Source organism: Rhodococcus sp. RD6.2 (assembly GCF_001040705.1).
In the GTDB taxonomy this organism is placed as follows: Bacteria; Actinomycetota; Actinomycetes; order Mycobacteriales; family Mycobacteriaceae; genus Rhodococcus_G.
Genome location: NZ_CVQP01000003.1, coordinates 89169 through 114452 on the forward strand (window position 1 = coordinate 89169; position 25284 = coordinate 114452).

The 25284-nt window shown below is 68.2% G+C and carries 26 protein-coding genes; 13 read left to right on the top strand and 13 right to left on the bottom strand.

Annotated features, from left to right (window positions below):
- Nucleotides 1-98: 98 nt before the first annotated feature.
- Nucleotides 99-938, bottom strand: coding sequence for a helix-turn-helix domain-containing protein (locus tag RHCRD62_RS05835; RefSeq protein WP_084734104.1), 840 nt, complete (start codon nucleotides 936-938; stop codon nucleotides 99-101).
- 67 nt (nucleotides 939-1005) lie between these two features.
- On the opposite strand from RHCRD62_RS05835, the gene RHCRD62_RS05840 reads away from it, so the two are divergent.
- A complete protein-coding gene (locus RHCRD62_RS05840; RefSeq protein ID WP_050063768.1) occupies nucleotides 1006-2370 on the top strand; it encodes an MFS transporter in 1365 nt (454 codons plus the stop codon).
- 28 nt (nucleotides 2371-2398) lie between these two features.
- Here the strand turns inward: RHCRD62_RS05840 and RHCRD62_RS05845 are convergent, their stop codons facing one another.
- A complete protein-coding gene (locus RHCRD62_RS05845; RefSeq protein ID WP_050063769.1) occupies nucleotides 2399-3007 on the bottom strand; it encodes a TetR/AcrR family transcriptional regulator in 609 nt (202 codons plus the stop codon).
- A gap of 59 nt (nucleotides 3008-3066) precedes the next feature.
- Between RHCRD62_RS05845 and RHCRD62_RS05850 the strand changes: the two genes are divergently transcribed.
- From RHCRD62_RS05850 to RHCRD62_RS25735, 5 genes are all read left to right on the top strand, one after another.
- Complete coding sequence (locus tag RHCRD62_RS05850; protein WP_050063770.1) at nucleotides 3067-3978, top strand: SDR family oxidoreductase; 912 nt, start codon at nucleotides 3067-3069, stop codon at nucleotides 3976-3978.
- Nucleotides 3979-4192: 214 nt separating this feature from the next.
- Nucleotides 4193-4471, top strand: coding sequence for a GNAT family N-acetyltransferase (locus tag RHCRD62_RS05855; RefSeq protein WP_050063771.1), 279 nt, complete (start codon nucleotides 4193-4195; stop codon nucleotides 4469-4471).
- 486 nt (nucleotides 4472-4957) lie between these two features.
- A complete protein-coding gene (locus RHCRD62_RS05860) occupies nucleotides 4958-6277 on the top strand; it encodes an ATP-dependent DNA ligase (protein WP_050063772.1) in 1320 nt (439 codons plus the stop codon).
- A 257-nt stretch (nucleotides 6278-6534) separates the two neighbouring features.
- Nucleotides 6535-6978 carry a hypothetical protein gene (locus tag RHCRD62_RS05865; protein WP_050063773.1) on the top strand — a complete coding sequence of 148 codons (444 nt, stop codon included), beginning with the start codon at nucleotides 6535-6537 and terminating at the stop codon, nucleotides 6976-6978.
- A 63-nt stretch (nucleotides 6979-7041) separates the two neighbouring features.
- Nucleotides 7042-7203, top strand: coding sequence for a hypothetical protein (locus tag RHCRD62_RS25735; RefSeq protein WP_157050826.1), 162 nt, complete (start codon nucleotides 7042-7044; stop codon nucleotides 7201-7203).
- 51 nt (nucleotides 7204-7254) lie between these two features.
- On the opposite strand, the gene RHCRD62_RS05870 is transcribed toward RHCRD62_RS25735, so the two are convergent.
- Both RHCRD62_RS05870 and RHCRD62_RS05875 read right to left on the bottom strand, forming a co-directional pair.
- Entirely contained in the window at nucleotides 7255-7890 is a 636-nt protein-coding gene (locus tag RHCRD62_RS05870; RefSeq protein WP_050063842.1) for an RES family NAD+ phosphorylase, read from the bottom strand.
- Between the two features lie 9 nt (nucleotides 7891-7899).
- Nucleotides 7900-8523: a hypothetical protein gene (locus RHCRD62_RS05875; protein WP_050063774.1), complete on the bottom strand. Its 624-nt coding sequence runs from the start codon at nucleotides 8521-8523 to the stop codon at nucleotides 7900-7902.
- 214 nt (nucleotides 8524-8737) lie between these two features.
- Between RHCRD62_RS05875 and RHCRD62_RS05880 the strand changes: the two genes are divergently transcribed.
- The gene (locus tag RHCRD62_RS05880) at nucleotides 8738-9307 is read left to right on the top strand and encodes a DUF4334 domain-containing protein (protein WP_050063775.1); all 570 of its coding nucleotides are present in this window, start codon (nucleotides 8738-8740) and stop codon (nucleotides 9305-9307) included.
- A gap of 140 nt (nucleotides 9308-9447) precedes the next feature.
- Here RHCRD62_RS05880 and RHCRD62_RS05885 read toward each other — a convergent pair whose 3' ends face one another.
- From RHCRD62_RS05885 to RHCRD62_RS05895, 3 genes are all read right to left on the bottom strand, one after another.
- Nucleotides 9448-10521, bottom strand: a complete 1074-nt coding sequence (locus RHCRD62_RS05885) for an AAA family ATPase (RefSeq protein ID WP_050063776.1) — start codon at nucleotides 10519-10521, stop codon at nucleotides 9448-9450.
- Nucleotides 10521-11147, bottom strand: a complete 627-nt coding sequence (gene pnuC, locus RHCRD62_RS05890; RefSeq protein WP_172671012.1) for a nicotinamide riboside transporter PnuC — start codon at nucleotides 11145-11147, stop codon at nucleotides 10521-10523. Before pnuC ends, RHCRD62_RS05885 begins: the two co-directional genes overlap by 1 nt.
- 109 nt (nucleotides 11148-11256) lie before the next feature.
- Nucleotides 11257-12432, bottom strand: coding sequence for an oxygenase MpaB family protein (locus RHCRD62_RS05895; RefSeq protein WP_050063777.1), 1176 nt, complete (start codon nucleotides 12430-12432; stop codon nucleotides 11257-11259).
- 121 nt (nucleotides 12433-12553) lie between these two features.
- Between RHCRD62_RS05895 and RHCRD62_RS05900 the strand changes: the two genes are divergently transcribed.
- Both RHCRD62_RS05900 and RHCRD62_RS05905 read left to right on the top strand, forming a co-directional pair.
- Nucleotides 12554-13126 (top strand): TetR/AcrR family transcriptional regulator, encoded by a 573-nt coding sequence (locus RHCRD62_RS05900; RefSeq protein WP_050063778.1) that lies wholly within the window; start codon nucleotides 12554-12556, stop codon nucleotides 13124-13126.
- Complete coding sequence (locus RHCRD62_RS05905) at nucleotides 13123-13812, top strand: SIMPL domain-containing protein (protein ID WP_050063779.1); 690 nt, start codon at nucleotides 13123-13125, stop codon at nucleotides 13810-13812. Before RHCRD62_RS05900 ends, RHCRD62_RS05905 begins: the two co-directional genes overlap by 4 nt.
- Nucleotides 13813-13824: 12 nt before the next feature.
- Here RHCRD62_RS05905 and RHCRD62_RS05910 read toward each other — a convergent pair whose 3' ends face one another.
- The gene (locus RHCRD62_RS05910; RefSeq protein WP_050063780.1) at nucleotides 13825-14472 is read right to left on the bottom strand and encodes a TetR/AcrR family transcriptional regulator; all 648 of its coding nucleotides are present in this window, start codon (nucleotides 14470-14472) and stop codon (nucleotides 13825-13827) included.
- Nucleotides 14473-14555: 83 nt separating this feature from the next.
- Here RHCRD62_RS05910 and RHCRD62_RS05915 point away from each other — a divergent pair, with 83 nt between their 5' ends.
- Entirely contained in the window at nucleotides 14556-15521 is a 966-nt protein-coding gene (locus RHCRD62_RS05915) for a zinc-dependent alcohol dehydrogenase family protein (RefSeq protein WP_050063781.1), read from the top strand.
- Nucleotides 15522-15573: 52 nt separating this feature from the next.
- Here the strand turns inward: RHCRD62_RS05915 and RHCRD62_RS26310 are convergent, their stop codons facing one another.
- Both RHCRD62_RS26310 and RHCRD62_RS26315 read right to left on the bottom strand, forming a co-directional pair.
- Nucleotides 15574-15936 carry a hypothetical protein gene (locus RHCRD62_RS26310; RefSeq protein WP_253277211.1) on the bottom strand — a complete coding sequence of 121 codons (363 nt, stop codon included), beginning with the start codon at nucleotides 15934-15936 and terminating at the stop codon, nucleotides 15574-15576.
- A gap of 282 nt (nucleotides 15937-16218) precedes the next feature.
- Complete coding sequence (locus RHCRD62_RS26315) at nucleotides 16219-17127, bottom strand: hypothetical protein (protein WP_253277212.1); 909 nt, start codon at nucleotides 17125-17127, stop codon at nucleotides 16219-16221.
- A gap of 139 nt (nucleotides 17128-17266) precedes the next feature.
- Here RHCRD62_RS26315 and RHCRD62_RS05930 point away from each other — a divergent pair, with 139 nt between their 5' ends.
- From RHCRD62_RS05930 to RHCRD62_RS05940, 3 genes are all read left to right on the top strand, one after another.
- Nucleotides 17267-17554 (top strand): hypothetical protein, encoded by a 288-nt coding sequence (locus RHCRD62_RS05930; protein ID WP_050063782.1) that lies wholly within the window; start codon nucleotides 17267-17269, stop codon nucleotides 17552-17554.
- 113 nt (nucleotides 17555-17667) lie between these two features.
- Nucleotides 17668-18438 (top strand): 8-oxoguanine DNA glycosylase OGG fold protein, encoded by a 771-nt coding sequence (locus RHCRD62_RS05935; RefSeq protein WP_050063783.1) that lies wholly within the window; start codon nucleotides 17668-17670, stop codon nucleotides 18436-18438.
- A gap of 9 nt (nucleotides 18439-18447) precedes the next feature.
- On the top strand, nucleotides 18448-18822 hold the full coding sequence (locus RHCRD62_RS05940) for a hypothetical protein (protein WP_050063784.1): 375 nt from the start codon (nucleotides 18448-18450) through the stop codon (nucleotides 18820-18822).
- A 57-nt stretch (nucleotides 18823-18879) separates the two neighbouring features.
- Here RHCRD62_RS05940 and RHCRD62_RS26320 read toward each other — a convergent pair whose 3' ends face one another.
- The 3 genes from RHCRD62_RS26320 to RHCRD62_RS05955 all read right to left on the bottom strand — a co-directional run bounded on the left by RHCRD62_RS26320 (nucleotide 18880) and on the right by RHCRD62_RS05955 (nucleotide 24937).
- Nucleotides 18880-22023: an AAA domain-containing protein gene (locus tag RHCRD62_RS26320; RefSeq protein WP_172671013.1), complete on the bottom strand. Its 3144-nt coding sequence runs from the start codon at nucleotides 22021-22023 to the stop codon at nucleotides 18880-18882.
- Nucleotides 22024-22249: 226 nt separating this feature from the next.
- Nucleotides 22250-24355 (bottom strand): DUF262 domain-containing protein, encoded by a 2106-nt coding sequence (locus RHCRD62_RS05950; protein WP_084734106.1) that lies wholly within the window; start codon nucleotides 24353-24355, stop codon nucleotides 22250-22252.
- A 216-nt stretch (nucleotides 24356-24571) separates the two neighbouring features.
- Nucleotides 24572-24937 carry a hypothetical protein gene (locus RHCRD62_RS05955; protein ID WP_050063787.1) on the bottom strand — a complete coding sequence of 122 codons (366 nt, stop codon included), beginning with the start codon at nucleotides 24935-24937 and terminating at the stop codon, nucleotides 24572-24574.
- Nucleotides 24938-25284: the final 347 nt, after the last annotated feature.

A 25284-nucleotide genomic window follows, 5' to 3' on the forward strand; every position in this document is an offset into this window, starting at 1 on the left:
GCACCGACCTGGCTCCGCCACCCATGGCACCGTTCCGTGCAGTTCGCGTTGCGTGGTCACGGGCTGTATCTGCTGCTTCTGTTCAGAGCAATTCCCTCCTATTTCCAAGGCTTTGATCCTCCGCTGCCGGAATCACGCGCCGCGCTGATCTTCCTCGGTGAGCCGGCCGCGGCACCGGTGTTGCCAGGACGGCCACTTCCGTCGTGCCCACTGCGCAGGTATTGCCCGGGCGTCGTGCCGACCGTGCGTCGGAAGGCCGCCAGGAACGCGCTCGCCGTGGCGTATCCCACGCTGTGCGCCACGCGCGAAACCGGCTGGCCCTCGGCCAGCAGCGGCAGGGCGGCGCGCATCCGGACCCGCGTGCGCCAACGGTCGAAGCTCATTCCCATGTCTCCGCTGAAAAGCCGAGTCAAGGTCCGACTGCTCACGCCGACCACGCGGGCGTGAGCCTCGAGGCCCCGCTGGTCGGCCGGGTCCGCGAGCAGGGTGTTCGCCACGATCCGAACGCGCTCATCGGTGGGTTGCGGCACATCAATGGGCCGGGTGGGCAACGGGTGCAGCAGGTCGGGCACCACCGCCTCGGCGCGCAACCGCGCCTCGTCGGGGATGTCGGTGCGGGCCAGGTACGTCGTCAGCTCCGCCAGCAAGCCGTCGATGCCGACCACGGTGGGCTCGGTCCAGTCCAGCGGGCAGTGTTCCGGGGCCAGGTACAGGCTGCACAGCACCGCATCTCGGGTGGCGCCGGTTGTGTGGGTGACGCCCGCGGGCACCCACAGGGCCCTGGTGGGCGGCAAGACCCAGTACAACTCGCCCACACCGACGCTCAGGACGCCGCGTCGGGTCCAGGCGATCTGGTGGTGGGTGTGACTGTGCGCGGGGATCCACTCCCCGGAGGTAAGCGGGAAGTGGCCCACGATGATCGCGCCAATGTCCTCCATGCGACACAGTCTGGCCTCAGCGCGGATTGTGGCCAAATGTCGTGGGTCATAACGTCGTCTCGTGCCCATGATTGTGTTGTGTCTCGTCCAGTTCATGCTCGTGCTCGATGACACCGTCGTGATCGTGGCCCTGCCCAGCATCCGAGATGAGCTGGGATTCAGCCCTTCCGGGTTGCCCTGGGTCGTCAACGCCTACTTCCTCGCCTTCGGTGGGCTGCTGCTGCTGTGTGGCCGGCTGGCGGATTTGCTGGGTCGCCGTCGCGTCTTCCTCATTGGCGTGGCGCTGTTCGGCGTGGCCAGCTTGGCTTGCGCGATCGCGCAGGAGCCTTGGCAGCTTGTGATCGGGCGGTTCGTACAGGGCGCGGGTGCTGCGATGGCCAGTCCGGCAGCAATGTCGATGATCACGTTGCTGTATCCGGGACGGGAGGAAAGGGCCAAGGCGCTGGGCATCTGGGGCGGCATCGCCGCCTTGGGTGGCACCTCGGGTCTAGTGCTGTCCGGAGCGCTGACCGACCTTGTCTCCTGGCGCGGGATCTTCCTGATCAACCTGCCCATCGTCGCCATAGCGCTGGCGCTGCTCCCGCGCCTGGTTCCCGAGTCCCGCGCCCGCAGCCGACGCCCTCTCGACGTGCGCGGCGCGGTCCTGGTGACCGGTGCCGCAGTGTCGCTGGTGTACGGGCTGCTGCGAGCCGGTGCGGCCGGCTGGAGCGATCCACTCGTCATCGGCGTCGTACTGCTGTCCGCCGCCTTGGCGGTGGCGTTCGTGGTGGCAGAGTCGCGGTCGACGGCTCCGCTGGTGCCACGGTCGTTCCTGGATTCGCGGACTCGGGCAGTCGCCAACGTTGCCACCCTGCTGTTCTCGATGGCGATGTACGCGATGTCGTTCTTGCTGATGATCCAGGTGCAGACGGCTCTGGAGTACAGCCCGCTCCTCGCAGGCGTGGCCTACCTGCCCTATGGCGCAGGCATTCTGGCGGGCATGTGGCTGTCCTCCCGCGTCTCGCTCAGGATTGGGAGGCGCCGGGCGCTCCTGCTGGCCCTCCTGGTCGACATCGCCGGTCTGCTTCTGCTGTCCGGCCTGGCTGCGGATGACTCCTATGCCTCTCACGTCCTGCCCGGCATGCTCGTACTGAGCATCGGCAATGGGCTGACACTGCCCGTCCTGGCCGTAGCTGCTGTCGACGGGACAACGGAGGAGAACGCTGGGCTCGGCTCGGCCCTGTTCACGTCCGTCCAGCAGATCGGCGGCGCCGTCGGGGTGGCCGCACTGGCTGTCATGGGCTACTCGGGTGGCCTCACTGCAGGCGTGGCCTGCGTGGCGCTCGCGGCTGCACTCGTCTTCATCCTGCTGCCGTCGAGTGACACCAGCCCACAGCTGCCCATTCGACGTGGAGCCGACGGCCGAAAGACGCCGTCAGGCACACAAACCTGAACGAACTGGGGGCACCGACCCCGCGAAGTCAGCGCCGAATATCGGCCGTCGCTGCGAGCGATTCCACAACCCACTGCTCGTAGTCCGTTGCGGACCAGCTTCGTTCATTGAGCAGCAGGTCGTGTGATTCCGGCGCGAGGAGCACGAGCCCGATGTCGACGCATCGCTCGACATCGAGGGCTTCGACCTTCCCGGCCAGCGCCGTCATGAGATGGCGCAACACTGTTTCGTGGTGTGCGCACGTGGTCGCCCAGAGCTGCGCCACTTCGGCGTCCGCTCCCGCCGCTGCCCGTACGGCGAGCAGCACCGGACCCACTCGGTCCAGCACCTGACGAGACGCGTGAACCTGAATGCGCAACTGTTCCATCGGGTCCCGGGCAGCGACCGCGTCGGCCACCCATTGCCGTTCCAGGGTGGGCACCGGCTCGTCGTCGCCTGCGATCGACACATCGAGCAGTGCCGCGAGAATGCTGCGCTTGTTGCCGAACACGAAGTACACGGTCTGCACCGCCACGCCGGCCTCCACGGCGATCGCCTTGATGGTGGTGGACGCGTATCCCGCGGTGGTGAAGAGCGTTCGCGCCGCGACGAGGATCTTGCGCCGCGCGGGGATGCTGTCGTCGGGGGCCGTTGCCATGCCGAGAGTCTAACTCTAGAGTTGGACACTAGAGTGTTGCTCTAGAGATCGGAGAAACGATGACCACAGTTCTCGTACTGGGCGGCTACGGGGCCGTCGGCACACATCTCGTGGCGGCGCTACGCACGACGGGCATCACGGCACTCGCAGGCGGCCGCGACCCGGCGCGGGCCGACCGAGTCATCGACCCCGCAGTACCGCTCGATGCTTCCGTGGACGGCATCGACGTCGTCGTGAACTGCGCAGGCATCGAGGATCCGGCGCTCGCGGCCGACGTCGCCGGCCGCGGCATCCCGTTCGTCGACATCACCGCGACCTCGTCGTATGCGGCTGCCCTCGAAGCCGTTTCGGGCCCGGTCCTGCTCGGGGTCGGCATCGCACCCGGGTTGTCGAGCCTGCTTGCGGTGGAGGCAGCGCGGGGCGGCGGTCCGGTGGACGTCGCGATCGGCCTCGGCGCAGGCGAGGCACACGGCGCCGCAGCCACGGCATGGACGTACGGACTTGCCGGCAAGCACTTCCTCGATCCCGACGGGCGCCGCGTCCGCAACTACACGCGACCCACCCGCTTCCCCCTGCCCGGCTACTCCCGATTCCCGGTGCTGCGAACCGATTTCGCGGACCAGCACCGGCTGAGCGTCGACCTCGACGTTCCCGTGCGCACGCACCTCCGTCTCGACTCCCGACTGGCCACCGTCGGATTGGCGGCGCTGACCTGGGCCCCATGGGCGGCGCGCTGGGTGCCTGCGGGCGCGATGCCGGGCGGCGACGCATGGGTGATCGCTGCCCGTGGCGCGTCAAAGACCGTGTGGGCATCCGGGCGCGGCCAGTCGCGGGCCACCGCGCTCGTCGCGGCCGAAGCGACGCGCCTACTACTGTCGTCCCCTGTCGACCGGCCGACGTGGCTGCATCAGATCACCGATCTCGCGTCGATCGCGCCTGCGTTCGACGCCGACGCGATCCGGATCGGCTGATCGGCGAAAGCTCGTGGGATCACCCCGTCAACACCGAACCCGCGCGCTGCGGGTTGGTCGGTGGTTCCGGATTCGTCGACGCACGGTGGCAGCGAACCCGACCTCCGGCGCACATCGCACTTCTCGACGGAATAGCCGTCCGTCAGGAGCGGTTGTTCGAGTCGTTGACCCCACGCCGTAGCGTGCTGGGTATCCCGACGAAAGGACGGCAACCGTGTCGCATCGCATCGAGCACGTTCCGGAGCACAATCGTTTCGAGATCCTCGTCGACGACAAGGTTGCCGCGTACGCCGAGTACACCGAGCACCACGGCGTCCGGGACTTCGACCACACGGTCACCGAAACCGAGTTCCGTGGACAGGGACTCGCCGGTGCACTGGTCGCGGCCGCCCTCGACACCACGCGCGCAGAGGGGCTGAAGATTCGGACGTCCTGCTCGTATGTGGACGCCTATGTCGCGAAGCATCCCGAATACCAGGATCTCGTCGCCTGAGCCCTCGGATGTAGATCTGAGCGGACCGGAGCAGGTCGCGGGTACCTGCCTGCCGGACCATTTCACGGCACTCCGGGTTGGCGTCGAGGTGCCACAAAGGCGATGGGTGAGTTGGGTTCCGAGACAAGCCTGCTCGCGCGAATGACCACCACGCGATCGGTGTCGAGGCTGCACTGCTCGGCCTCGGGCGGTCGCGAGGCGACGGCTCACGTGCTCGCGGCGTGAGAGGCCTCGACTGGGCAGTGCTCGGCTCTGGGTAGATCGAGGCCCGCTCGATCTTGCTGCCGTCCGTGGCCTCAAGCTCGTTGATCGGGTTCGTCATCCCTGCGGGTGGCGGCTGTCCGGGTCGCCGCCCCCAGCTCGGCCTCCCGGGGTGCGGACTGCCTGCGGCGTCGCACCCACTGCTGCGACTGCCCCACCCTGTCGGGGGTGGCTGTCAAGGTTGGTGCATCGCAGCACCCACCGCCCTTCAGGAGGAAGCCGAGTATGTCGGTCCCCGCAGTGACCACCACCGCCCACATCAACGAGGCCGTCTACATCGACCCGCGTGCCGGGAACGACAAGTTCTACCGGACCTTCACCTTCGGCTCCGTGTGGGTTTCTCAGTACGGCCGCAACGGCACCCTGGGCACCTTCACCAAGATCGTCGAGGCCGCCAGCCCCGAGGCGGCAGCGAAGGCCGCCGCCGCCAAGTTCGCCGGCAAGGTGAAGAAGGGCTACGAGCCGGTGCGCTCGGGTGCCGTCGAAACCAGCGCCGTCATCACCGCGGACAACCTCACGGTGCTCGACAAGCTCGCGGAGGGTTTGCCGATGGGTGACGCCGTCGGCATCGTCACCGAACCGGTCGCTGCCGTCGAGGTTGATGCCCCGCGTCTGAACCTCACGGCGCTGGCTGTCGAGGCGCTGACCAGCGGCGCGTTGGGAGTGAGTCCCGCGGTCGCTGACGACACCATTCCGCTGCTGCCGGTGCGACCGATGCTCGCGTCCGTGCAGCCCGCCGAGACCGTCGCGGACGCGATGGACTCCGACGACTGGTACGCCCAGTTCAAGTACGACGGCGACCGTGTCGTCATCGAAGTCGACAACGGTGAGATTCGCGTGCTCAACCGCCAGGGCCAGGCGAAGGTCCGCAATGTCGGACCGGCGCACCTGAATCCGTTCAGCGCCTTGCACTCCGGTCGCTGGGTCTTCGACGGTGAGGTGGTGGGACGCACCCTGGTGCTGTTCGACCTCATCGTCGCCACCGACGGCGTCCACACCTGGACGCGGGAGACCACCACGTTCCCGGACCGTCACCACGCGCTCACCATCCTCACCGAGGTGCTGGGCATCGCCGCCGTCGACAAGGCCCCGGAGGGCAGTTCGGTGGTGCTCGCGCCGATCGCGGTGACCGCCCAGACGAAGGTCGCCATGCTCGAATCCGCTGTGGCCGAGCAGCGTGAGGGCATCATCCTGCGCCATCGCGGTGGCACCTACGAGTCCGGTCGCCGCTCGACCATGCTGGTCAAGCACAAGCTCATCAAGGACGTCGATGTCGTCGTCACCGCCCTGCACCCGGTGAAGGACTCCGCGGAGCTCGCCGTCCACGACGCCGAGGGGAACCTCGTCCAGGTCGGTACCGCGTCCACCATCGGCAAGGGCGCAGTCGAGGTCGGTCAGGTCTGGGTGGTGACGTTCCTGTACGTCACCAACCCCGAACACCCGCGCATGGTCCAGCCGCGACTGATCCGCCAGCGCTACGACAAGGCCCCCGTGGAGTGCCTGCTCGGTCAGTTCGCCGACGCAGGCACGAACAAGACCGTCTGACCCCCTTCGGAGCCATCACATCTGGCTCGATGACAACGGCTACGAGGTCGAACCCGTCAACCCGGTGGCCACCATGGTGGCGTCGGTTGGGGCCACCGTCGTCCCACGCCCGGGTCGCCGCCTGCGCGGCTGTCCGGATTCGGTGGCGCCACGCCGGGATGTGATCGGAAGCGGCACCGGCAAGCTGTCGTACGCCAGGCTTACTGCTTGCGCCGCCTGGCGTGCACCGCTGGATCCGCAACGCTTTGGGGGAAACCATGCAGGTCATCGACCACACGTTGGATGCCGAGACAGCAGCGATCACCGATCCACAGTGGCAGGAGATCGGCGCTCTGGTCCGCATCGTCGCCACCGCGACACCCGAACAAGTCGAGCAGTTCGCCACCACCCGGGCCACGGCGGCCGGCGCCTGTGGAGGTTCAGCCGCCGACGGTGGGGCCATCGACGCTGCCGGTATCGCCATCTGCGCCGCCTGGTGCGAGGCCCGCAACGTCGACGCCGCGTGGGTCGCGGCTGCGGACGCCACCAGGCCGTTCGGTGGCGTCTGGTCCGTCGAGTGGAAGGCCGCCTGGGAGGCTGCGCTCGCGCTCGTCGTCCGAGATCTCATCGGCCGGTACGGATTCGAGCAGCAGCACTATGACCTGTTGGCGGGGCCGTGGCGGGCAGTGTTCGGGCCGCTGCACCCCGACGACGCCTTCTGAACGGGCCCACTGGCGGGTACCCCCCGTTGTGCGATTTCGGGGATCCGTTGTCTACTCCGATTCATGACTACAGCTGCCATGCTCGGCCGGTTCTTCCTTCTCCTGATTGCCGCCGCAACCTTCGCGTCGGCGGTCGCCGTCTGGCGCCGACAGAAAATGGCTCCGACACGTGCGGAGTTCGTGTCCGTCGCCGCCCTCGTGCTGTCCGTCTCGATGCTGACCTGATCGGTGCACCGAACTGACTGTGGCCCGCCCTCCGAGGGCGGGCCACAGTCGTCAGGTGATGGTGTAGCCGAGCTGATGTGCAGCAGTCGCGATCGGACCGTCGAGCGCGGGATGCGCAAGCGGCAGCGACAGCGCGGGGCGGGCGGGGAACGCGTCGGTGGCGCGTTCGATCAGCGCGACGCTCACGCTGCCGGCGAACCGGCCCCGGTAGATGACGCCGTCGAGGTCGCTGTGGGCACGGAAGATGGTGCGCGCCCAGTGCTGGCTGCGGCGGTGCGGGGCGCAGTCGAGGGCGTGGTTGCCGCCGACTCGGGTCGACCACGCCGCGCCGCCGATCCCGGACACGTCGAGCAGCCCCAGCGGCCGCAGGAACCGCAGCCCGGTCAGGTACGGGTCGCCGTACTCGCGGTCGATGACCCGCGCCGACTGGAACGCTTCGGCCAGGCCACCTCGGGGACTGGATGCGCCGTACCAAATGCCGTAGCCGGGGTGATCGCCCACCGCGCGCGGGTGGTGGTCGAATCGCAGGATCGGCCCGTGGGTCCGCATCCCGTTCCACGGCAGGACGTGACCGCCGGTGGTGCGGTGCACGCGCCACACCAGCTCGGTGGGCTGCCAGGTGATCAGTTCGTCAGGATGAACTCCCGCGTCACGGAGGACGGAGGCGGTTGGAGGTGGGGGCAGCATCGACCCCATCTACGCCGATTCCCAGTCTGCGGCGGTGATCACGTCGGCGGCCTGCTCGATGTCCGAGGCGGTGCCCGCGCTGCCCGTCAGCCACGCCACGATCGACACTGAGCGGCCCTCCACGGTCAGGGACGGCTGCGGCTGCGTCAGCAGCGCCTGCACCGTGAGCGGGTGCAGTTCCTTGCTCAGCAGCGGCAGCACCTGATCGAGGAACGGGACCGCGCCGGCGGCGGTGAACTGGGCGGGCGGCAGCAGGCGGCGGCGGCCCGAGGTGAACGCCCACAGGGTGCCGTCGGTCAGGCGTTGGCGGACACGGGCTGTGGTGACCCCGAGGCGTTCGGCGGCGTCGGCGACCGACAGTGAGCGGTGGACCAGGTCCTGCATGCGGATGTCCCGGTCCACCCGCGCTGCGGTCGCAGCGGCGGGGTCGGTGACGAAACCGCCGTCGGTGAGCAGTGCGGCGTCGTGCTCGGACAGGGCCAGTCCGGCCGGGTCCTTCACGGAGAGGCCGTGCACGATCCGCGCGAAGAACTCACGGTCGACGTCGGCGCCGGTCACTTCCCGTACCGCGGCCTCGAAGTCCAGCTCACCGTGCCGGTAGCGGTCCTCGACGCTTCGCCTCGTGTTCCCCATCCCACCGCATCCTTACAGTCATTTGCTCGCGTAAATCCACGATAGTCGCAGGTGGGGTTAATCGCCACCGTGATCCTGTCCACACCGCGGGCCTCCCCCGCCAGCTCCCCATGCTCACCGGCTAGCACTCGTCGGACCTCGACGCACACCACCCCCTTCCCTGTTTGCACAACTCTGTGCAGAATGTCGGTTAACTAACGACCAGGAGGACGGCATGTCGGTGGCAGAGCGGATCATCGCCGAGCAGCGTGCGACGGTGGGCGAGGCACAGGCGGTGTTCGACGACGCATCCCCCGCCGACCCGGACTTCCTGATCGGCACGTGGCGCGGCGCCGAACTGCGCACGGGACACAAGATGGACGGCATGCTCGACGCCAGTGGCTGGTGGGGCAAGCAGTTCGTGGACGCGGAGACCGTTCACCCACTGCTGTTCCCGTCCGCGGACGGCCGGTCCCTGTGGGCGCTCGATCCGCAGCGCATCCCGTTCACGCTGCTGATGCACCGCCTCGTCCCGTCCTTCGAGGGCAAGGACCTGTCGAGGCTCGTCGCCACCGGCCGACCCGTCGTCTCGACACGCAAGCCCAAGGCACGGCTGCGGTCCACCCGCTTCCGCGGCGTCGACACCGCCACGATGATCTACGACGCCCACCCCATCAACGACGTGTTCCGCCGCATCTCCGACGACACCGTCATCGGATGGATGGACCTCCGCGGATCGGAGCGCCCCTACTTCTTCTCCCTCACCCGCGACGAGTCACTGCCCGTGGTCGCCGGCTCCCGCTGACCCACCGCCCCCAACCCACACCACTCGTCTGACCGACGCCGCCCCAACACCCCCTTCTTTTGACCGAATGTGGCGTTCGGTCACTTCAAGTGACCGAACGCCACATTCGGTCACGCCGGCGCAGCGCCACGACCACCCACTCACAGCGGGTCCGCGAACGTCGTGTTGACCCGCAGCACCTGGTCGACGACGCGCTCCGCGAGCTGCACCCGCTCGTCGAGGGTGCCGGTGAGCAGCACCCAGGACCGATCCGTTGCAGTGAGCGCGTCCTCGAACCAGCGGGTCATGTCGGCGCGGAGGTGTTCGCCGTCGCGAATTCCGTCCTGCACGAAGGGAACTCCGTCGTGGTCGGTGAGCAGGTAGAGGGCACGGCGCTCGGGCGCGACGGCGTGCCCGGCAAACTCCCCGAGGTACCGCCGTTCCCACACGGTGGTGGCGAACGCGTCTGTGTCGCAGATGAGGACGGGCGACCCGGCACGGGCAGCCGCCTCTTCGAGCCGCGTCTGTTCGGCGGCGATGTGGGCGAAGTCGTCGCCGGTCCACACGAGATCGTCCATCGACGCATCCGGGCGCTCGCGTCGCAGGTGGTCGAGCTTGTCCACCGTGGCCTGCCGCCCGTACTCGGACACCCAGCCGGTCCGAGCCCAGACACCGCCGCGCCCGCGAAGCCGCTCGGCCAGTGCGCGACTGACGGTGGTGGTGCCCGTCGACTCGGCGCCGAGCACCACGATCCGCGTCGTCAGACCCGCACGAGCCGGAGCGGCGAGGTCGTCCCAGCGTGCGGGCAGGTCGGCGCGGCAGTCCGTCCCGGACACGGGGTGGGTGACGCGCGCGGGGTCGACGCTCACGTGGGTGGCCGAGAACCACTGCGCCAGTTCGTCTCCGTACTTCTCACTGGAGACGACGGCGTCGACGGGGACAGCGGTGACGCGCCGGACCGCGGCCCGCATGCACGCGACCTGCGCCGCCCACACGGGTTGCGAGTCGAGGTCCATCGGCGCGTCGCACACCACGCCGGTGACGGTCACCGTCTCGTCGACGGCGTGAGTGTCGCGCATCCAGGACACCCTGTCCGCCAACGGAATCGACTCCGCGGCGGACGCCATCACCACGACCGTCACCCGCTCGGCGACCTCGGCCGCCGAGCGGACGAGGTGGTGGTGGCCGGCGTGCGGCGGATAGAACTTGCCGATCACGAGCGCGTGCCGATACATCACGTCACCACCGCGAACTCGGGCGCCGCGACGCGGCTACGGCGCCACGCGACGAGTCCGCGGACACACAGCAGCAGGAACCCGCAGTACAGCAGGGCGGTCAGCGTCAGCCCCTTGTGCAGGTACAGCGGAATGTAGATGAGGTCGGCGGCGATCCACAGCAGCCACGACTCCCAGCGTTTCGTCGCCTGACCCCACGTCGCGAGCAGCGACAGGACGGTGGTGACCGCGTCCCAGAAGGGAACGGTGGACGATGTCGCCGTGTCGAGCAGGACAGTCAGCGCGGCGGTGCCGAGAACCCCCGCGCCCGCCAGCCACACCCATTCCTGCGCGCTGGTGCCGGTGACGGGCAGCGCGCCGGTGTCGGCGCCACGCACCCAGTTGGACCATCCCCACAGTGCGAGGGCGATGTAGACGACCTGAAGTCCCGAGTCGGCGTAGAGGCCAGCGGTCGCGAACAGCAGGATCCAGACGAGATTGTTCGCGATGCCGATCGGCCAGTTCCAGGCGGACTGCTGCGCGACCAGCCACACGCACAGGGCGCCGGTGACGAAGCCGAGCACTTCGGCCCAGGTGGTCGGCGCACCGAATGCGGTGAAGGCGGTCGAGTTGAGGAAGGTGATCATGATGCCCCCTTTCAGTTGCTGCACAGATTAGATCATTTCTACGCTTACTGATGCAACGGGAACGCGAAACGACCCCGAGCGCACGCGCGGGGTCGTCGACGCGAGGGAGTCAGTGCGGTGCCGCGTCCACCAGATCGTGCTCGACGCGGTACGAGGCGCGCATCCGCGCCATCTCGGAATCCCTCATCCGGTACGCCTTCAAAGTCGCCGCTTCCCGATCGGTGACCCGGAGCCGCTGGACCCGCCCGACCGCGGCCAGCACCGGGCCGGCGTGACGGAGGACGTGCTTGATCCGACTGTCGGGGAGGCGCAGGGCGTCGGCGTCCGCGTCACCGATGAACACCCGCTGCAGTCCGTACATCAGCTTGACGGCCAACGACTTCCGCATCTGCCCGCTTCCGGGGAGGAGGTTCGCGAGCTCGGGCGCCAGGTAGTCCTCGGTGAGCGCGACGACGAAGTCGCGGTCGTCGTCGCCGGGGCCGGGCGAGGTGAGCCGGTACAGCTCCTCGATCCGGACGTGGTCGGCCTCGGTGTGCGGGTTCAGCGCGTCGCTCATGCCGATGACGTGCCCGACGTATCGCCACAGGTGGTAGATGTCGGCGAGCTCGCGATCGGTGAAGCGCACGCCGAGGCCGTGCATGGCCTCGTTGGCGATGTGTCCGAACTCGGCGATGGTGAATGCCATGTACGGCTGCGGGATCGGCACGCCCCACGCCGCGTCGTCCCACTGTCCGCTGAGCCGGATGCCGCGACGCACGTGCGCGTGGATGACGCGGACGCGGACCGTGTACTCGAAACCGGCACCGCCGCGGCGCATTCCGCCGCGCGAGATGACGTGACGCAGCCACTCCCCCACCTCGACGGAACGGATGGCGGGCTCGCTGGCGTACCGGCCGGTGAGCGCGAGCGGCTTGCCTGCGATGGTGTTGCCCGCACCCCGAACGAGGGACGCGGCGCCGAGCACCATGCCCATCACGGCGCTGTTCTGGATGAGGGCGTCGGCGGCGCGGTCGAGCCGGTCGTGGTCGAGCCACTCGGGTTCGTCGTCGAGGAACGCGAAGAGGTCGCGCAGCGACTGCGGGGCGTCCACGACGGAGTCGATGCCGCCGTCGATCGCGGCACGGACCGATGCGGTGGCCGACGATCCCCCGAACCCATCGTCGACCACCGCGTCGGCCAGTGGATCGGCCTCCCACATCCCGTCGAGCCACACGCGGCCGGCGTCGCCGTAGCGGCGCAGCGCGAGATCGGCGTTGACGAGGGCGCTGGGAGTCGGTCGATCCATGCATTTCATGTAAACACGAGGAATCCTCACTTACTATTCACTTTCACACAGCCTCATCGGGAGGGTCGAAATGGCAGGTAAGACCGCACGACGCTCACCCGTACAGCAGCGCGGACGCGAGATGCGAGGTCGGATCCTCACCTCTACCCTCACTCTTCTCGAGCGTGACCCCACCAGGAGACCCAGCACCGCCGCACTCGCGGAGCACGCCCACGTCAGCATCGGCACCGTCTACCGCTACTTCGCGGACATGGACGCCATCGTCGAGGAACTACGCCTGGCCGCCGTGCACGACATCACCACCCGGCTGTCGAGCAGCATCGGCCGCGCCATGGACCAGCAACCGTTCGACGCGATGGTGACGGTCGTCGAGGGTCTGACGTCGGCGTTCGAGGCGCATGCGGCGGTGATGCGGGCGTCGTACACGTCGGCGGAGAGCGCGTTCGGCGACGCGTGGGCAGAGGTCGAGGGACCGTTGCTGCCGTTGGCTCGGATCATTCCGACGCGGCTGCGGCCGGACCTGGACGACGCGGCGATCGACGACCTGGTGTTCATCACCATGGGAGCGACGGCGAGCCTGTGCTCCCGGATCGCGTTGCTGCGTCCACCCGGGTCCGATCGGGACACCCTGATCGCGACGACGGCCCGGATGCTGCTGGCCGCGTTCGGACACGCTGGCACACTCGACGTATGACGCAGCACTCGATCGCCATCACCGTCACCGGCCACGCGGAGCGTGAGTTCACGCCGAACCGCTGCACGGTGCGACTGCGAGTCCACGCCGACGGCGCGACCCACGAGGCAGCGGCTGAGCCCGCCACCGCGGCGGTCAAGGCCGTCACCGACCTGGTGACGGCGCTGCGCGATCACGAGAACAGTCCCGTCAAGCGGTGGACCCTCGATCAGGTGCAGCACAGCCGCCACCGCCCGTACAGCCAGGACGGCAAGAAGAAGCCATGGCGATATCAGTCGTCGGCGTCGATCACGGTGACGTTCAGCGACTTCCGCGCCGTCGGCCCGTTCGTCACCCGCGCCTCCGAGGTCGAGGCCGTCAACGTCGACCACCTGCGGTGGTGGGTGAGCCGCAAGGCGGAAGCGAAGCGGCTCGCGAAGGTGCGGCATCTCGCCGTCCTCGACGCCATCGAGAAGGCGCAGCGGTTCACGGAGACGTTGGGGTTCGGCACCTTTCACGCGGTCGCGATCGCCGACCCGGGCATGCTCGGCGTCGCTCCGCCGACCGGGCCCGTCCACCCTGCCGGCGCCCCGATGATGCGGGCGCTCGCCGCGCCGATGGGTGTCGACGGCGAACCCGAACTGGTGCTCGAACCCGACCGGATCACCATCAGCGCCGACGTCGAAGCGCGGTTCGAGGCGTCCTGACACCCACCGCGACTAGGACGGCTTCTTGGCCCGTCCCGTCGTGACCGCAGCGCCGAGTTTCGGGGCGCGCGGGAGCGTCCCGTGCGCAGTCGATGCCCGGAATCCGTCGATCGCGAGCCCGGCGTACCGGCGAGCCGCCGCCGGCCGACTGTCGAGCGGCAGCGACGCCAGGCCGCGGGCGGCGACCAGTACGAGCACGACGTCGTCGAGGACGAAGTCCCTGCGCAGCTCTCCCGCCGCCTGAGCACGCCGGGCCAACGCGGCGACCTTCCGGAACAACGTCGCGCGGTGCACGGCGAAGCCGCCGGCCTCCCGATCCTCGGACATGAACGCCTCGACGAAACCGTGGTTGCGGACGTTGAGGACGACGGTCCGTTCGATCACCGCACAGAATCCCCGCCACGGGTCCGGGTCCGCGGCGCCGTCGTCGACGATGTCGCGGCAGGCCCGCAGTTCCTGCGCGAACGCCTCCTCGACCAGGACCTGCTTGGTCGGGAACCGGCGATACAGGGTCGCGGGCCCGACACCGGCGCGGCGCGCGATCTCCCGCATCGTGACCGTCAGCCCGTACTCGGAGAACAGTGCCTTCGCCGCGTCCATCACCCGGTCGCGGTTGTCCTGGGCATCGGCTCGCAGCATGTGAGGCAGTTGGTCCGTCATGACTCTCACTTCCCCTAAGCGGACGGGACCGTCCACTACCTTCGCGAGAGAACCTTACCGCCGCAACAGAAATGGAGCCACCCATGCGAGCGATCGCGATACGACGATTCGGAGATCCCGACGGCATGGAGGTGATCGACATCCCGGCACCGACACCCGGGCCCGGACAGGTCGTCCTGGACACCGAGGCGATCGGGGTCGGCGGTGTGGACGCCGTCATCCGCCGCGGCACCCTCGCGGGTTACGGATTCACCGAGGGCCTGATCGCCGGCAGCGAGGTCGCCGGAACCGTGACGGCGGTCGGCGACGGAGTCGACGCGTCCTGGGTCGGACGCCGGGTGTGGGCGTTCACCGGGACCGGCGGCGGGTACGTCGAGCAGGCCGTCGCCCGGGTCGAGGACATCGTGGCGCTACCCGACGACCTGACGTCGATCGACGCGGTCACCGCCGGAAGTTCCGCCACCGTCGCACATTTCGCGTTGGCACACGCACGCTTCGCGGCCGGCGAGTCCGTGCTCGTGCGCGGCGCGGCAGGCAGCATCGGTATCGCCACCGTCGAACTCGCCGCGCGCGGCGGCGCCGGCGTCATCACCGTCACCACCTCTTCACCCGAGCGCGGGCGACGACTCCTCGACCTCGGCGCGACCCACGTCCTCGACCGCTCGGGCGCCGGCGACCCATCCGCCCCCGAGTCCTTCGACGTCATCATCGACATCGTCGCCGGCGACGACCTCCCCACCTTCATCGACCGGCTCGCACCCAACGGCAGACTGGTCCTCGTCGGACTCGTCGCAGGTCCACCGCCCGCGGACTTCGGCACCAGGCTGATGAGCTCGTTTCAGCGGTCCCCCTCGTTCTCCGTGTTCAGCCTCGACAGCGTCCCTGTCACGGAGCGGGACCGCGTGCGGGCCGAGCAGTTCGCCGCCACGGCCCGAGGGGACCTACACGCGGTCGTGCACCAGGTCCTCCCACTGGAGAAGGCCGCCGAGGCGCACCGCCAGATGGACGACGGCACGGTGTTCGGCCGGATCGTCCTCACCCCGAACTGACCGAGCGCGGTCGCACCCTTCGGGCCGCGAGAAAAACACGCGCGCAGTGGAATTACGACAGGTCCGTCCGGCCGAAGCTCGGAGATCGAGCACCCACGTCGGGTCGGAGTGCGGCGAGCACCGTCTCGACCCGTCGGTCAACAGGCCCGGCCAGTTCGACGACGGTCAGGCCCTCGCATAGCTGCAGCGGATCGTCGTACACCAGTTCCAGAAGTGCGTCGTTGACGGCCGCACCGAGTTCGGGAAAGTCGGCCCGTGGCAGCAGCCGATCCGTGTCCTCGGTGATCGGCACCACCACCAGAAGATCGATCGTCGCCATCGCCGACCTGACCAGATCCACGTCGACCATGTCCGCGGGGTCGACGCCGCACACAGTGAGGTAGGCAAGGAAGTCCAGCGGGGTCCGGTCGAACACGACGCCGGCCCCGGAGTCCTGGAGCGAGCGCAGCGATCTCCGCAGTTGCGCGCGATAATCGCCGACGGACGGCGGAAACTCGCACTCGTACCCTCCTCCTCGAGCAGCAGGTAGGGCTCGTCGATCGGGGTGTGACCGTCCAGTCGGGCGCACAGTTCTTCGACCAGCGTGGTCTTGCCGGTTCCGTGCGGCCCGGAGACCCCGATACGTCGCTGCATGTGCGGTGAGGGCCTCATTCCCGGAGGATACGTCGCCCTCGACGACCCACTTCGCCCCGCCGGTTCAGTTTCCGATTCGGAACGACGCCTGCGCGGCTACGGGGTCGTCATCGCACCGCAGGTACGAGTCCCGATGGGAGCGACCTTCCACATACGCCCACATGCACAACCAGCCCTCGACCTGGGCGAACTGCCCCTGCCCCTGTTTCACCACCGACACATCGTTGGCATAGGTGTCCGCAATGCGAAGGGCGGTCTCGCAGTCGACCTGACCTGTCAGGACTGCCACCGGACGCGGCCCCGACCGGGTCCCCACCTCGCCACAGACCTGACCGGGCCCAGCGAGCACGGCGGCGTTGGATGCGGCGGAGGTGTCTTCGCCGGCGATCGTGACGGACGCCGCGTCACCGTCGAAGTCGAACGATCCCGTCGGACCCGAACACGACAGTGAGGTCACCGACGTCGCGGTGCACGCGAGTGGTCCAACCGACAGTGTCACCCCGGGATGAAGCGTGGGCCCTGCCAACTGCCCGCCGGCCATGTCGATGTCGCGCCGCACTCCCGCGGCGTCGAGCACGACATCGTTCGCCGTCTCGTCGCGCCCGGTGAACTGATTTCGCACCGGAGGGTCGGAGACCAGATCCCGCACGTTGCATGACAGATGCGGCTGCGGGTCATCGTGATTCTTCGGGTTGAACCAGCATCCCGCGGTTCCGGACTCGAGGCGGAAGGCGTGCTTGCCGTATCCGAGGTAGTACTCGTCAGCGTTCGCATTCTGCACCGCGTTCGAGCCGCCGGACTCGGAGGACGGTGGCGTCGACGAGGCAACCGCCTGAGGCTTGGACGTCGACGCAGACGACACTTCGGTGGTGGTGCCGGATTGCGTCGACGTCGAACATCCGGCCGCCAGTACGGCAATGGACAGCGCACACAGTCCCCGCCACAACCACGTCGACGTCGACGTCCGCCGCACACGCCAATTCCGTTGATCCTGCACATCTCCCCCTGTGAATTACGTCCCCCGGGCCGTAAGCCCGGCACAGAGTATCCCGTATGGCACCGACAACCTCGATCGGTCCCTCGCGGGACGCAACCGGACGTAGTGTGGCAACGTGGCCCAATCCTTCTCTGCGGGAGCAGAACTCCTCACCGGCGAAGCCCAGAATCTGGTTCGCGCGGCGGATGCACTGCAGTACGCAGTCGGCAGTGTCGACGCCGAGACGACGGCAATCGCCCATGGTCGGTCTGGTCCCCCACTGGAGGTATGGCTGTCCCTGTGGGACCAACGGCTCTCCGCGTGGACCGAGGTGATCGCCGGCATTCGCGAGGCCGCCGACCGCGTGGCGTCGATCGCCGCCTCCTACGCCGACACCGCAGCCAGCGCCGCCGCGTTCTTCTAGCCAGTCGCCGCGCGCTCCCACGAGCCGGCAAACGAGCACCGGGGTCGTCGCGGCCGTCGGCCCGTTCGCCGCGCCTCCGCGGCGTCGTGGGTGCGCGCTGCCATCATGGGCGGATGCATCCGTTCGACGAGGGTTTCGAACCACCCAAGGACTGCGTCCTGTGGTGCACGAACAGGACCTACGACATCCACGTCCTCGACGACGGTGTCCTCGTCGACCTGGACTGGTGGAATGACCACCTTGAGAGCGACGAGCACCAGGTTCAGTTGAAGGGCCGCGACATGGACGGCCGCGTCGTCAGTGGTGGTCGGGCGACGGTGCTGCGCAACGACTTGCAGATGGGAAGCGAGCTGGTCGAGGCCGAGCACAGGGGCCTCGGGCTGCTGTTCCTGTGCGCGGCGTGGCGCAGCGCCCATCAGAAGCGGCGCGCGGCGCGTCGATTCCCGGACGTGTCGAACCGGTTCGCGGCGCCGAACGTGCACCGGCACGCCGCGGTCAAGGCCGCCATCGACCAGCTCGTCCGCGACAAGCGGCTCCCCGACTTCGACTACACGTCGGGTACGGGCTGGCCCGGTCTGCCGAACGTCGGGGTTCCGCTGACGACGGTGTTCCTGTGGGCCCTCGGCGTCAAGGCCGCAGGCATCAGGGCGCAACTGCTGGATCAGCATGGCGTCTCCACCCTCATCCATCTGGGCTGGTTGGAGGATCCGGCGGTCAGCGGCTTCACGCGCCGTCGCTACGACCGGTACCTCGAAGTCCTCCAGCACTGGAGCGAGTCGGCTGGGACCACCCCGGAACTCGTCGAGCGTTGGCTGGTGGAACGGTGGAACGCGCGAGTTCAGGAGGCGCGCAGCGGGTCGCTGGCCGAGCCGACACTGTTCTGATCCCGCACCATGACGTATGCCGATCTTCCCGAGTTGGTCGGCGTCTATCTCGAGGACAGCTACGTCCTGTCGATCGAGGCAGCGCCGCACCGGTTCTCGTTCACGTTGGACGCCGTGTTGAGGTCCGAGCACCCGCGGTATCACCCACCAGTTCCGGGCGAACAGTACTGCTACGCGCGTGCCGAACTGACCTTCGACGACGTGACGGAGCTTGTGTGGCTGTCACGGACCGCGGTCGGGTTCACCTACGCGACCGGTGAACCCGACGTCGGCAACATCGACAGCCTCACCGTCGAAACTCAGGACCGGTATCTGCTGGAGGGCGACTGGGGTCGGGTCCGGATCCGTTGCCCGCGGCCACCACGGCTCGTCCTCGACACCTGACTGTCGCACCTGCCGCCACACCTGCATGGAAGCTCCGCGCGCGGTCCTGTCTCGCACCTACTCGTGACGGGCCAGTTCGCGTGCGAGCACGTCGAACCGCGGGTGCCGCGACCACGCGTCGCGGTCGCCGATGACGTACAGCCGCTCCTTTGCCCGACTGATCGCAACGTTCGCGAGGTTCGGTTTCGACGCCGCCCACCGTTTGGCGCCGTCCTTGCTCGGGTCGCCGCCGAGGACGAAGAACACGACGTCGGCTTCCTTACCCTGTGCCCGGTGCACCGTACCCGCGGACAGTCCGGGGTACTGCCGTTCGAGGGCGACGAGTCGGCTCGCCACCTGTCTGAACGGCGTGATGACGATGACCTCGCTCATCTCGTGCCCGCTGTCGCGCAACGCGTTCAGCTGCTCGATGAGTAGGTCGTGCTCGGCCCGAACGTAGTGCCCGGACGACGGTCCTGTGACGTGCATCCACTGCGACGGCTGGAGCGGCCCGCTGGGGCTGGGGTCGCGACCGTGGAGCATGGTGCCGTCGTAGGCGATGGTGTTGACGATGGTGAACATCGGGTCGTCGCACCGGCGGTGGACCCGCAGCGGCGCACCCACCCAGATCGGCTCCTCCCCGTCCGACAGTGTGGTGCCCCAACGGTTGAGTCGATCGGCGAGGGACTGCGCCGAACCCCGCGCGGGCAGCCACCGCTCCGACACCCCGAAGGTCCGCCGGACGGCCTGTTGCGCACGGAACGGCAGCGTGACAACGGGTTCGAGCTGGATCGGGTCACCGACGACGACGGTGCGGCGGGCCCGCCAGATCGCACCCACCGGGTTCTGGGGTGTGGCCTGACCGGCTTCGTCGATGAGGAGCCAGCCGAGGCTCTCCGCTCCGAGGCCGCGGAAGACGCGGTCGAAGGACGCGAAGGTGGACGACATCACCGGGACGAGGAAGAACAGTGCCCGCCAGGCGTCGGCGACGGCGTCAGCCCCGAGTTCGCGAGGCGAGGCCCCGGTGACGACGTCGTACGCGCCGTGCAGGCTCTGCCGCATCTGTTTCGGGACGTGCGCGAGGAACTCGCGGTGCAGGGTCAGCGCCGCCAGGAAGAGTCGACTTCGGGCCTCGGCGACCTCGGGGTCCGACCATGGTGCTGCGAGTTCACGGCGTTCGGTGTCGTCGTGCCAGTCATGTTCCGGCACAGTGTTTCCCCACCGTTCACGGTGGAGATCGAGGGCGGCGTCGAGGTGGTGCAGTCGTTCCTGTCCGGCCTGCTGCTCGCGGGCGAGCGGCTCGTGCCGACCCTGGGCGTCGACGAGGACGTGCATCGTCTCCTGGTGGGCCGCCCACACCTGCTGGTACGTCGCGTCCCACCGGGCCAGCGCCTCGGAGAGCTGTCGGCTTCGGGCCTGCCATCGTTCCCGCTCGGCGCGCGCTTTCTTGCCGACCATCCGCCACCACGCCGGGCGCGTGCGGTCGTGGGACTCGATCTCCGCGGCGACGGCCGTACGGCCCTGACCCTCGCGGTCGACGGCCGACCGCGCGTGCGTCTCGGCCTCCTGTCCGCGACGCAGGGCGTCGGCTGCGGCGGCCACCTGCGGATCCAACTCGACGAGCCGGCGGCGCACCGCGGTGGCCTCGGCGAGCTCGTCGTGCGCCCGCTGCCGCTCCGCGAGCAGCGCCGCGACACGGGCTCGTTTCGTCTCGTAATCCGCGACGGCGTCCCGCCACGGACGTTGGGGCGCAGACGATTCGAAGGTCTTCAGGATCGACTGGATGCCGCGGCGCAGGACCCGCGGCGGGCCGTCCTCCTGCTTTCCGCGCGGCTCCTTCTCGTCGAACCACAGTGTGTCCGCGAACCGTGTGCGATACGACTTGCGGCCGAGTCGCGCCGCGGTCAGAGCCCAGGCCGTGTCCTCGTCGTCGGGGAGCAGCGCCGACGCGATGTCCCCGAAGTAGTCCGCCTCGAAGACGGTCGAGTCGATGGCGGCCGCGGCAGGCATCTCGTGGCTGATGTTCTCGACGGCGCCGTTATTGGAGGACGCGACGACGATCTCGAATCCGTGGAACGTGGGCGCCCACCGCTGGACGACGCGGGTGTAGTCGCCTGCCTTCCAGCGGTGCGGCGCCGCGGTGAAGGCGTCCGCGGGGTGCCGAAGATCGGCGAGGCGGTTCGCGCGTTCGACGACGATCGCGGCGACGAGGTCGCGCAGCAGCGTCGATTTCCCGGTGCCGGGAGGCCCGTTCACCGCGAATATTCCTGCGCCGTCGGCGAGTTCCCCCATGATCGAGTTGACAGCGAACTGCTGGCCGAGGGCGAGGGGGCGATCCGGATTGTTGGGCCACCGACCGAGCGGGGTCGCGCCGGGCCGGCAGCCGTCGAGGGACGCGGAGGGCTGTGCGTGGACATCGACACGCCGGGCAGCGTCGAGGCCGGAATCCTCGGTCAGGTACTGCGAGAGCGCCACACCGATGTTGCCTGCCGCGACCTCGCCCCGAACAAGGTCGAGGTCGGCGGCGATGAAGCTGTTGAGGAAGTCGGTGCTGTCCACGCCGTCCGACTCGCGGACCTCGACGGACCGGACCCGAATCTCGGTGCACGAGACGAGTCCGCCCAGGTCGAGGAGCGCTTCAGTTCGCGCGCGGATCGCGAGCAGTGCGGCGTCGTCGAGTGGTGCCCGGCCTCCTCGGTCCTCGTCGACCGACTGGACGTCGTCGACCAGTTTCGCGAACCGCTTGCCGGCATCGCCGAAACCGTCCAGCCACAACGGATCACCCGGTCCCGGATTCCGAGTGCGGCCCGCGGCCCACGCGAGCCCGGACACAATCGCGGTGTCAGGGAGGAAGCGGCCGTGCTCGTCGACGAGGATCGCGGCGAGCGCGCAGTCCCCCGCCGGACGTGGGTCGAAGTTCTCCGTCCCCGGATCGAGGATGTGATCGACCGCCACCCACACGTCGTCGATGCGGTAGACGCCGAGGTACACGACATGTCGCCGCTGGAACCCACGCCGAGGCGGCTTCGCCGCGAGCCGGTGCCCTGTTTCCCATGGCAGTGGCGACCCGGTCGAGACCTTCTCCACCGGCGCCTGCGTGTCGAGCCGATCCACCTTCGGCACCGTCTGTGGACTGAACAGCTCCACGGCCCTCCAGAACGCCACGATGTCGGCCTTCGAATTCCAGTCCCCGCTCACGGCCCCGCCCCCTGTTGTTCGCATGCGATCACACGAGAGTAGGCCGATACGGGCTGCCGGGTTTCGCCCAGGATTCTTCCTCGTGGTTGTCGACGGTGATGGGACGCCCCGGCTCGCACCGAGCGATCTTGCGTGGCGGCCGGCAGCGACGGCAAGCCGGCCATTCGTGCATCGGATGCAATTGGTCACCTTTGCGCACCGATAGCCGCGTTACGCCATTCACCCTGGTCACGAACGCGAACCGAGGCCACTATCGCGCCTTACGCGCTCCTTGCCTGCCATTGAAGATCTCCCCGACAACTCCGGGCACCGTGGTCCGGCCCCCGTTGCCGGGGAACAGGCGCGCGCTGATCGCACCCGGTGAGGGAAGGTCATCCACCGGGTACTGGGGAGACGGAACCTTGCGGATCTCGGCGATGGTCAGAAAGTCACCGCCTTCGAGGCCGGTGAAGGCATTGACAATGTGCTGCCCGATGTCACGCCGTGCGGAGGTCCTCGGCGCCGCGGACCTCTGGTTCCGGACCCGTTCCGGTGCGTGGTCCCGGTCGGGGGTGAGAACGCGATCCGCATCGGCGATGCGCCGGACCGTGACGGTGGCGTCCCTCGCCGGGCGCGGCCAGATGGCGATGGCCGCCTGCGCGAACGCCTCGGATCGGTGCTCGATCTGCGTGGTGGTCCAGTCCCGCGGAAGTGTCCGGTTCAGAGTCAGCGCAGAGTATGTGAGCAGGTGTTCGCGCTTGGTGGCCCAAGACCCGTTGGACAGGCTGGAATTGAGCTTGCCGGTGACGAGCGTGAGGTTGCCGATGGTGTGCAGCAGGCTGTCTCTCTGCTCTTCTTCACTCTCCGCAGCCAGCCCCGGTGGCAGCGGCCAGTTCTCACTCCAACTTTGCGGCATCAGGTGTTCGATCGACAGCTTCGAGCTGGCCGGCACCGGCTCCGTGCGGTCGGTGGTCAGGTGATTCTCGAACGCCAGGAGCACACGCTGGAGTCGGTCTCGTTTGAGCAGTCGATACAGGGGCAAGGTCCGCAACGACTTCGCCAGGTCCTCGTCACTCGGCCACAGTCCCGAGTCCGAATCCTGCTGCACCAGGAACTGTTCGATGGTCTCGTGGGCAGGAGTCTCACCGGAGGAGAGCCGGCGCAGCAGTTCGAGGAAGAGTCTGTTGTAGTTCTTCGGGGTGAGCCGGCAGACGGCGCGACGCACCAGATAGGCCTCGAGCAAGGCAATCGAACGCAGTCGTTCTTCCCCGTCGGTGTGGGCGAACAGCCAGAGCAGGACGGGGATGACGGTGTGGGTGTCGACGATCTCAAGCTGAATCAGGAGGCGTCGTTCGGCAGGGGTTCCGATGGTTCCGTCGTCGAGCTCGTCGTAGATTCGGGCGTACTGGGCCAGGTCCGTAAGGAACTGCTCTGCTCGATCGGCATCGCCCGCGAAGTAGCTACGTGACGTCGCGAAGAGTTGATGGGACTGGACTTCCCGGCGCAACAGGATGGTGAGGAAGTAGCCGACGTAGACGTCCAGCCGCGGCCGGGTGAGTCGACCTAGACGCACGTCCTTCTGCCATTGCGGAAGCTCGAGCGGTTCCCAGAGCTTCTCGTAGAGCGCCTCGACAGGACGGCTGCTGTCCTGCAGTGTCCGGAACAACGCATTCTTGATCAGGTCGGAGGCACGGAGAGCCGTTCCCCGCGCGTTGAGGGTTTCGAAGATGACCTGCGCATTGTCGTCGACACCGAGGTCGATCACCACCACTTCCAGGTGCTCGAGCATGACCTCGGCCAAACCATCCAGGACGGCCTCGATGTCGTCCTCTTTGCAGCCGGAGACGAGGGCATCGATCTGTTCACGGAAGTACACGTATGCCGAGGCGATTCTCGGCAGCGCCGGATCACGGGTACTGGTGAGATGGAGGCCGCGCATGACCGCGGCGTAGGTATCGCGGTCACGGTTGGTCGGCCACAGTTTGAACTCTTCGTTCGGCCCGTCGACATAGTCGGTGTCGTTCACCAAGGTCTTGCTCAGCCGGCTCAGCGAGCGGGTCTTGATGCCCTCGGCGGCGTAGGTGTCGCGTAGTGCCGCGATGAGAAGTTGCAGGGTGGTCAGGCGTTGTTGACCATCGATAACCTCTCTGACCTCAATGCTGCCCAAGGCATGACGCTTCTCCTCAAGCACGATGGCACCGAGGAAATGAGGAGTGGTCTCCGCGTCTTCCCGCCGGTCGAACGTCGCAATGACGTCCTCCCACAACGGCGCCCACTGCTCATCCTCGTCCCACACGTATGGACGCTGGAACAGCGGTACGACTAACCGCACCTCGCTACGAAACACCGTCTTCAGTCTGCGTGGATGCGCTTCCACTGGTCTCCCTTGCTGCTGCGGCCAATATCTCCAGCGATGTCACATGATGATCCACCAGCATGATCGAGTGGCCGAGAGGGTGCTTCCCTGCGTGTGCATGGGCATCGATCACAGCACCCATCCGTTCCCCGCGGATGCTCCCGCCGATCTGCGCCAGCTGGGCCGATAGCCCCTGACGTTATGTCATTCCCCGTGAGCACATCCCAGGGAGGTCCATCATTCGACTGACACCCACCCGCGGGCCGTGCGGAATTCGGCGGTGTCTGGCGCGTCCTGCTGGTACAGGTATTGGCCGGCCCATGCCGTCAGCGACCCGCGGACGGACCCGAGGGAGGCCGCATAGACCGGAACCGAGGAGCTCGTGAGACGACGCATGCTGGCCGCACCCGCGTTGCTGGTGGCGCTCGCGGCATGCGGAACCCCGGAGTCCGTGCCGCCGCCGACCACCCAGGTGTCCACCCCGTCGGCGGCGACCAGCTCCCCCACCGCAATGCCATCGGTGGTCGTGAGTCCGCCCGCCATCACGCCGGCGGCCGCCGAACTAACTCCCCCCGCCGCACCCGAGGTGCATCCGCCGGTCACCGAGGCGCATTTCGTGCACTGCCTCGCTGTGGGCGACGGTGCGACGCTGCTGAGTGACGGGACCACGGGTACTCCCCCGATTGCGTCGCCGAGAAGACACGGCCTCCCGAGGTACCGCCGCCCGCGCCGGCACCTGACGTACCCTCGTACGTCGAGCCGACGCCCACCACCGTCGAGCCGTACCGGCCGACCGGGCCCCTTCCTGCCCAGCACGGCTACGAGGTGACGCTCGGGACGAGCTGCACACCCGGATCGACCGGCCACACGAGCAACGGCATCAGTGCCCGCTGTGTGCCGGTGAACCAACACGACAACGGCGGCTACATCTGGGAGCAGTGACGGACCGG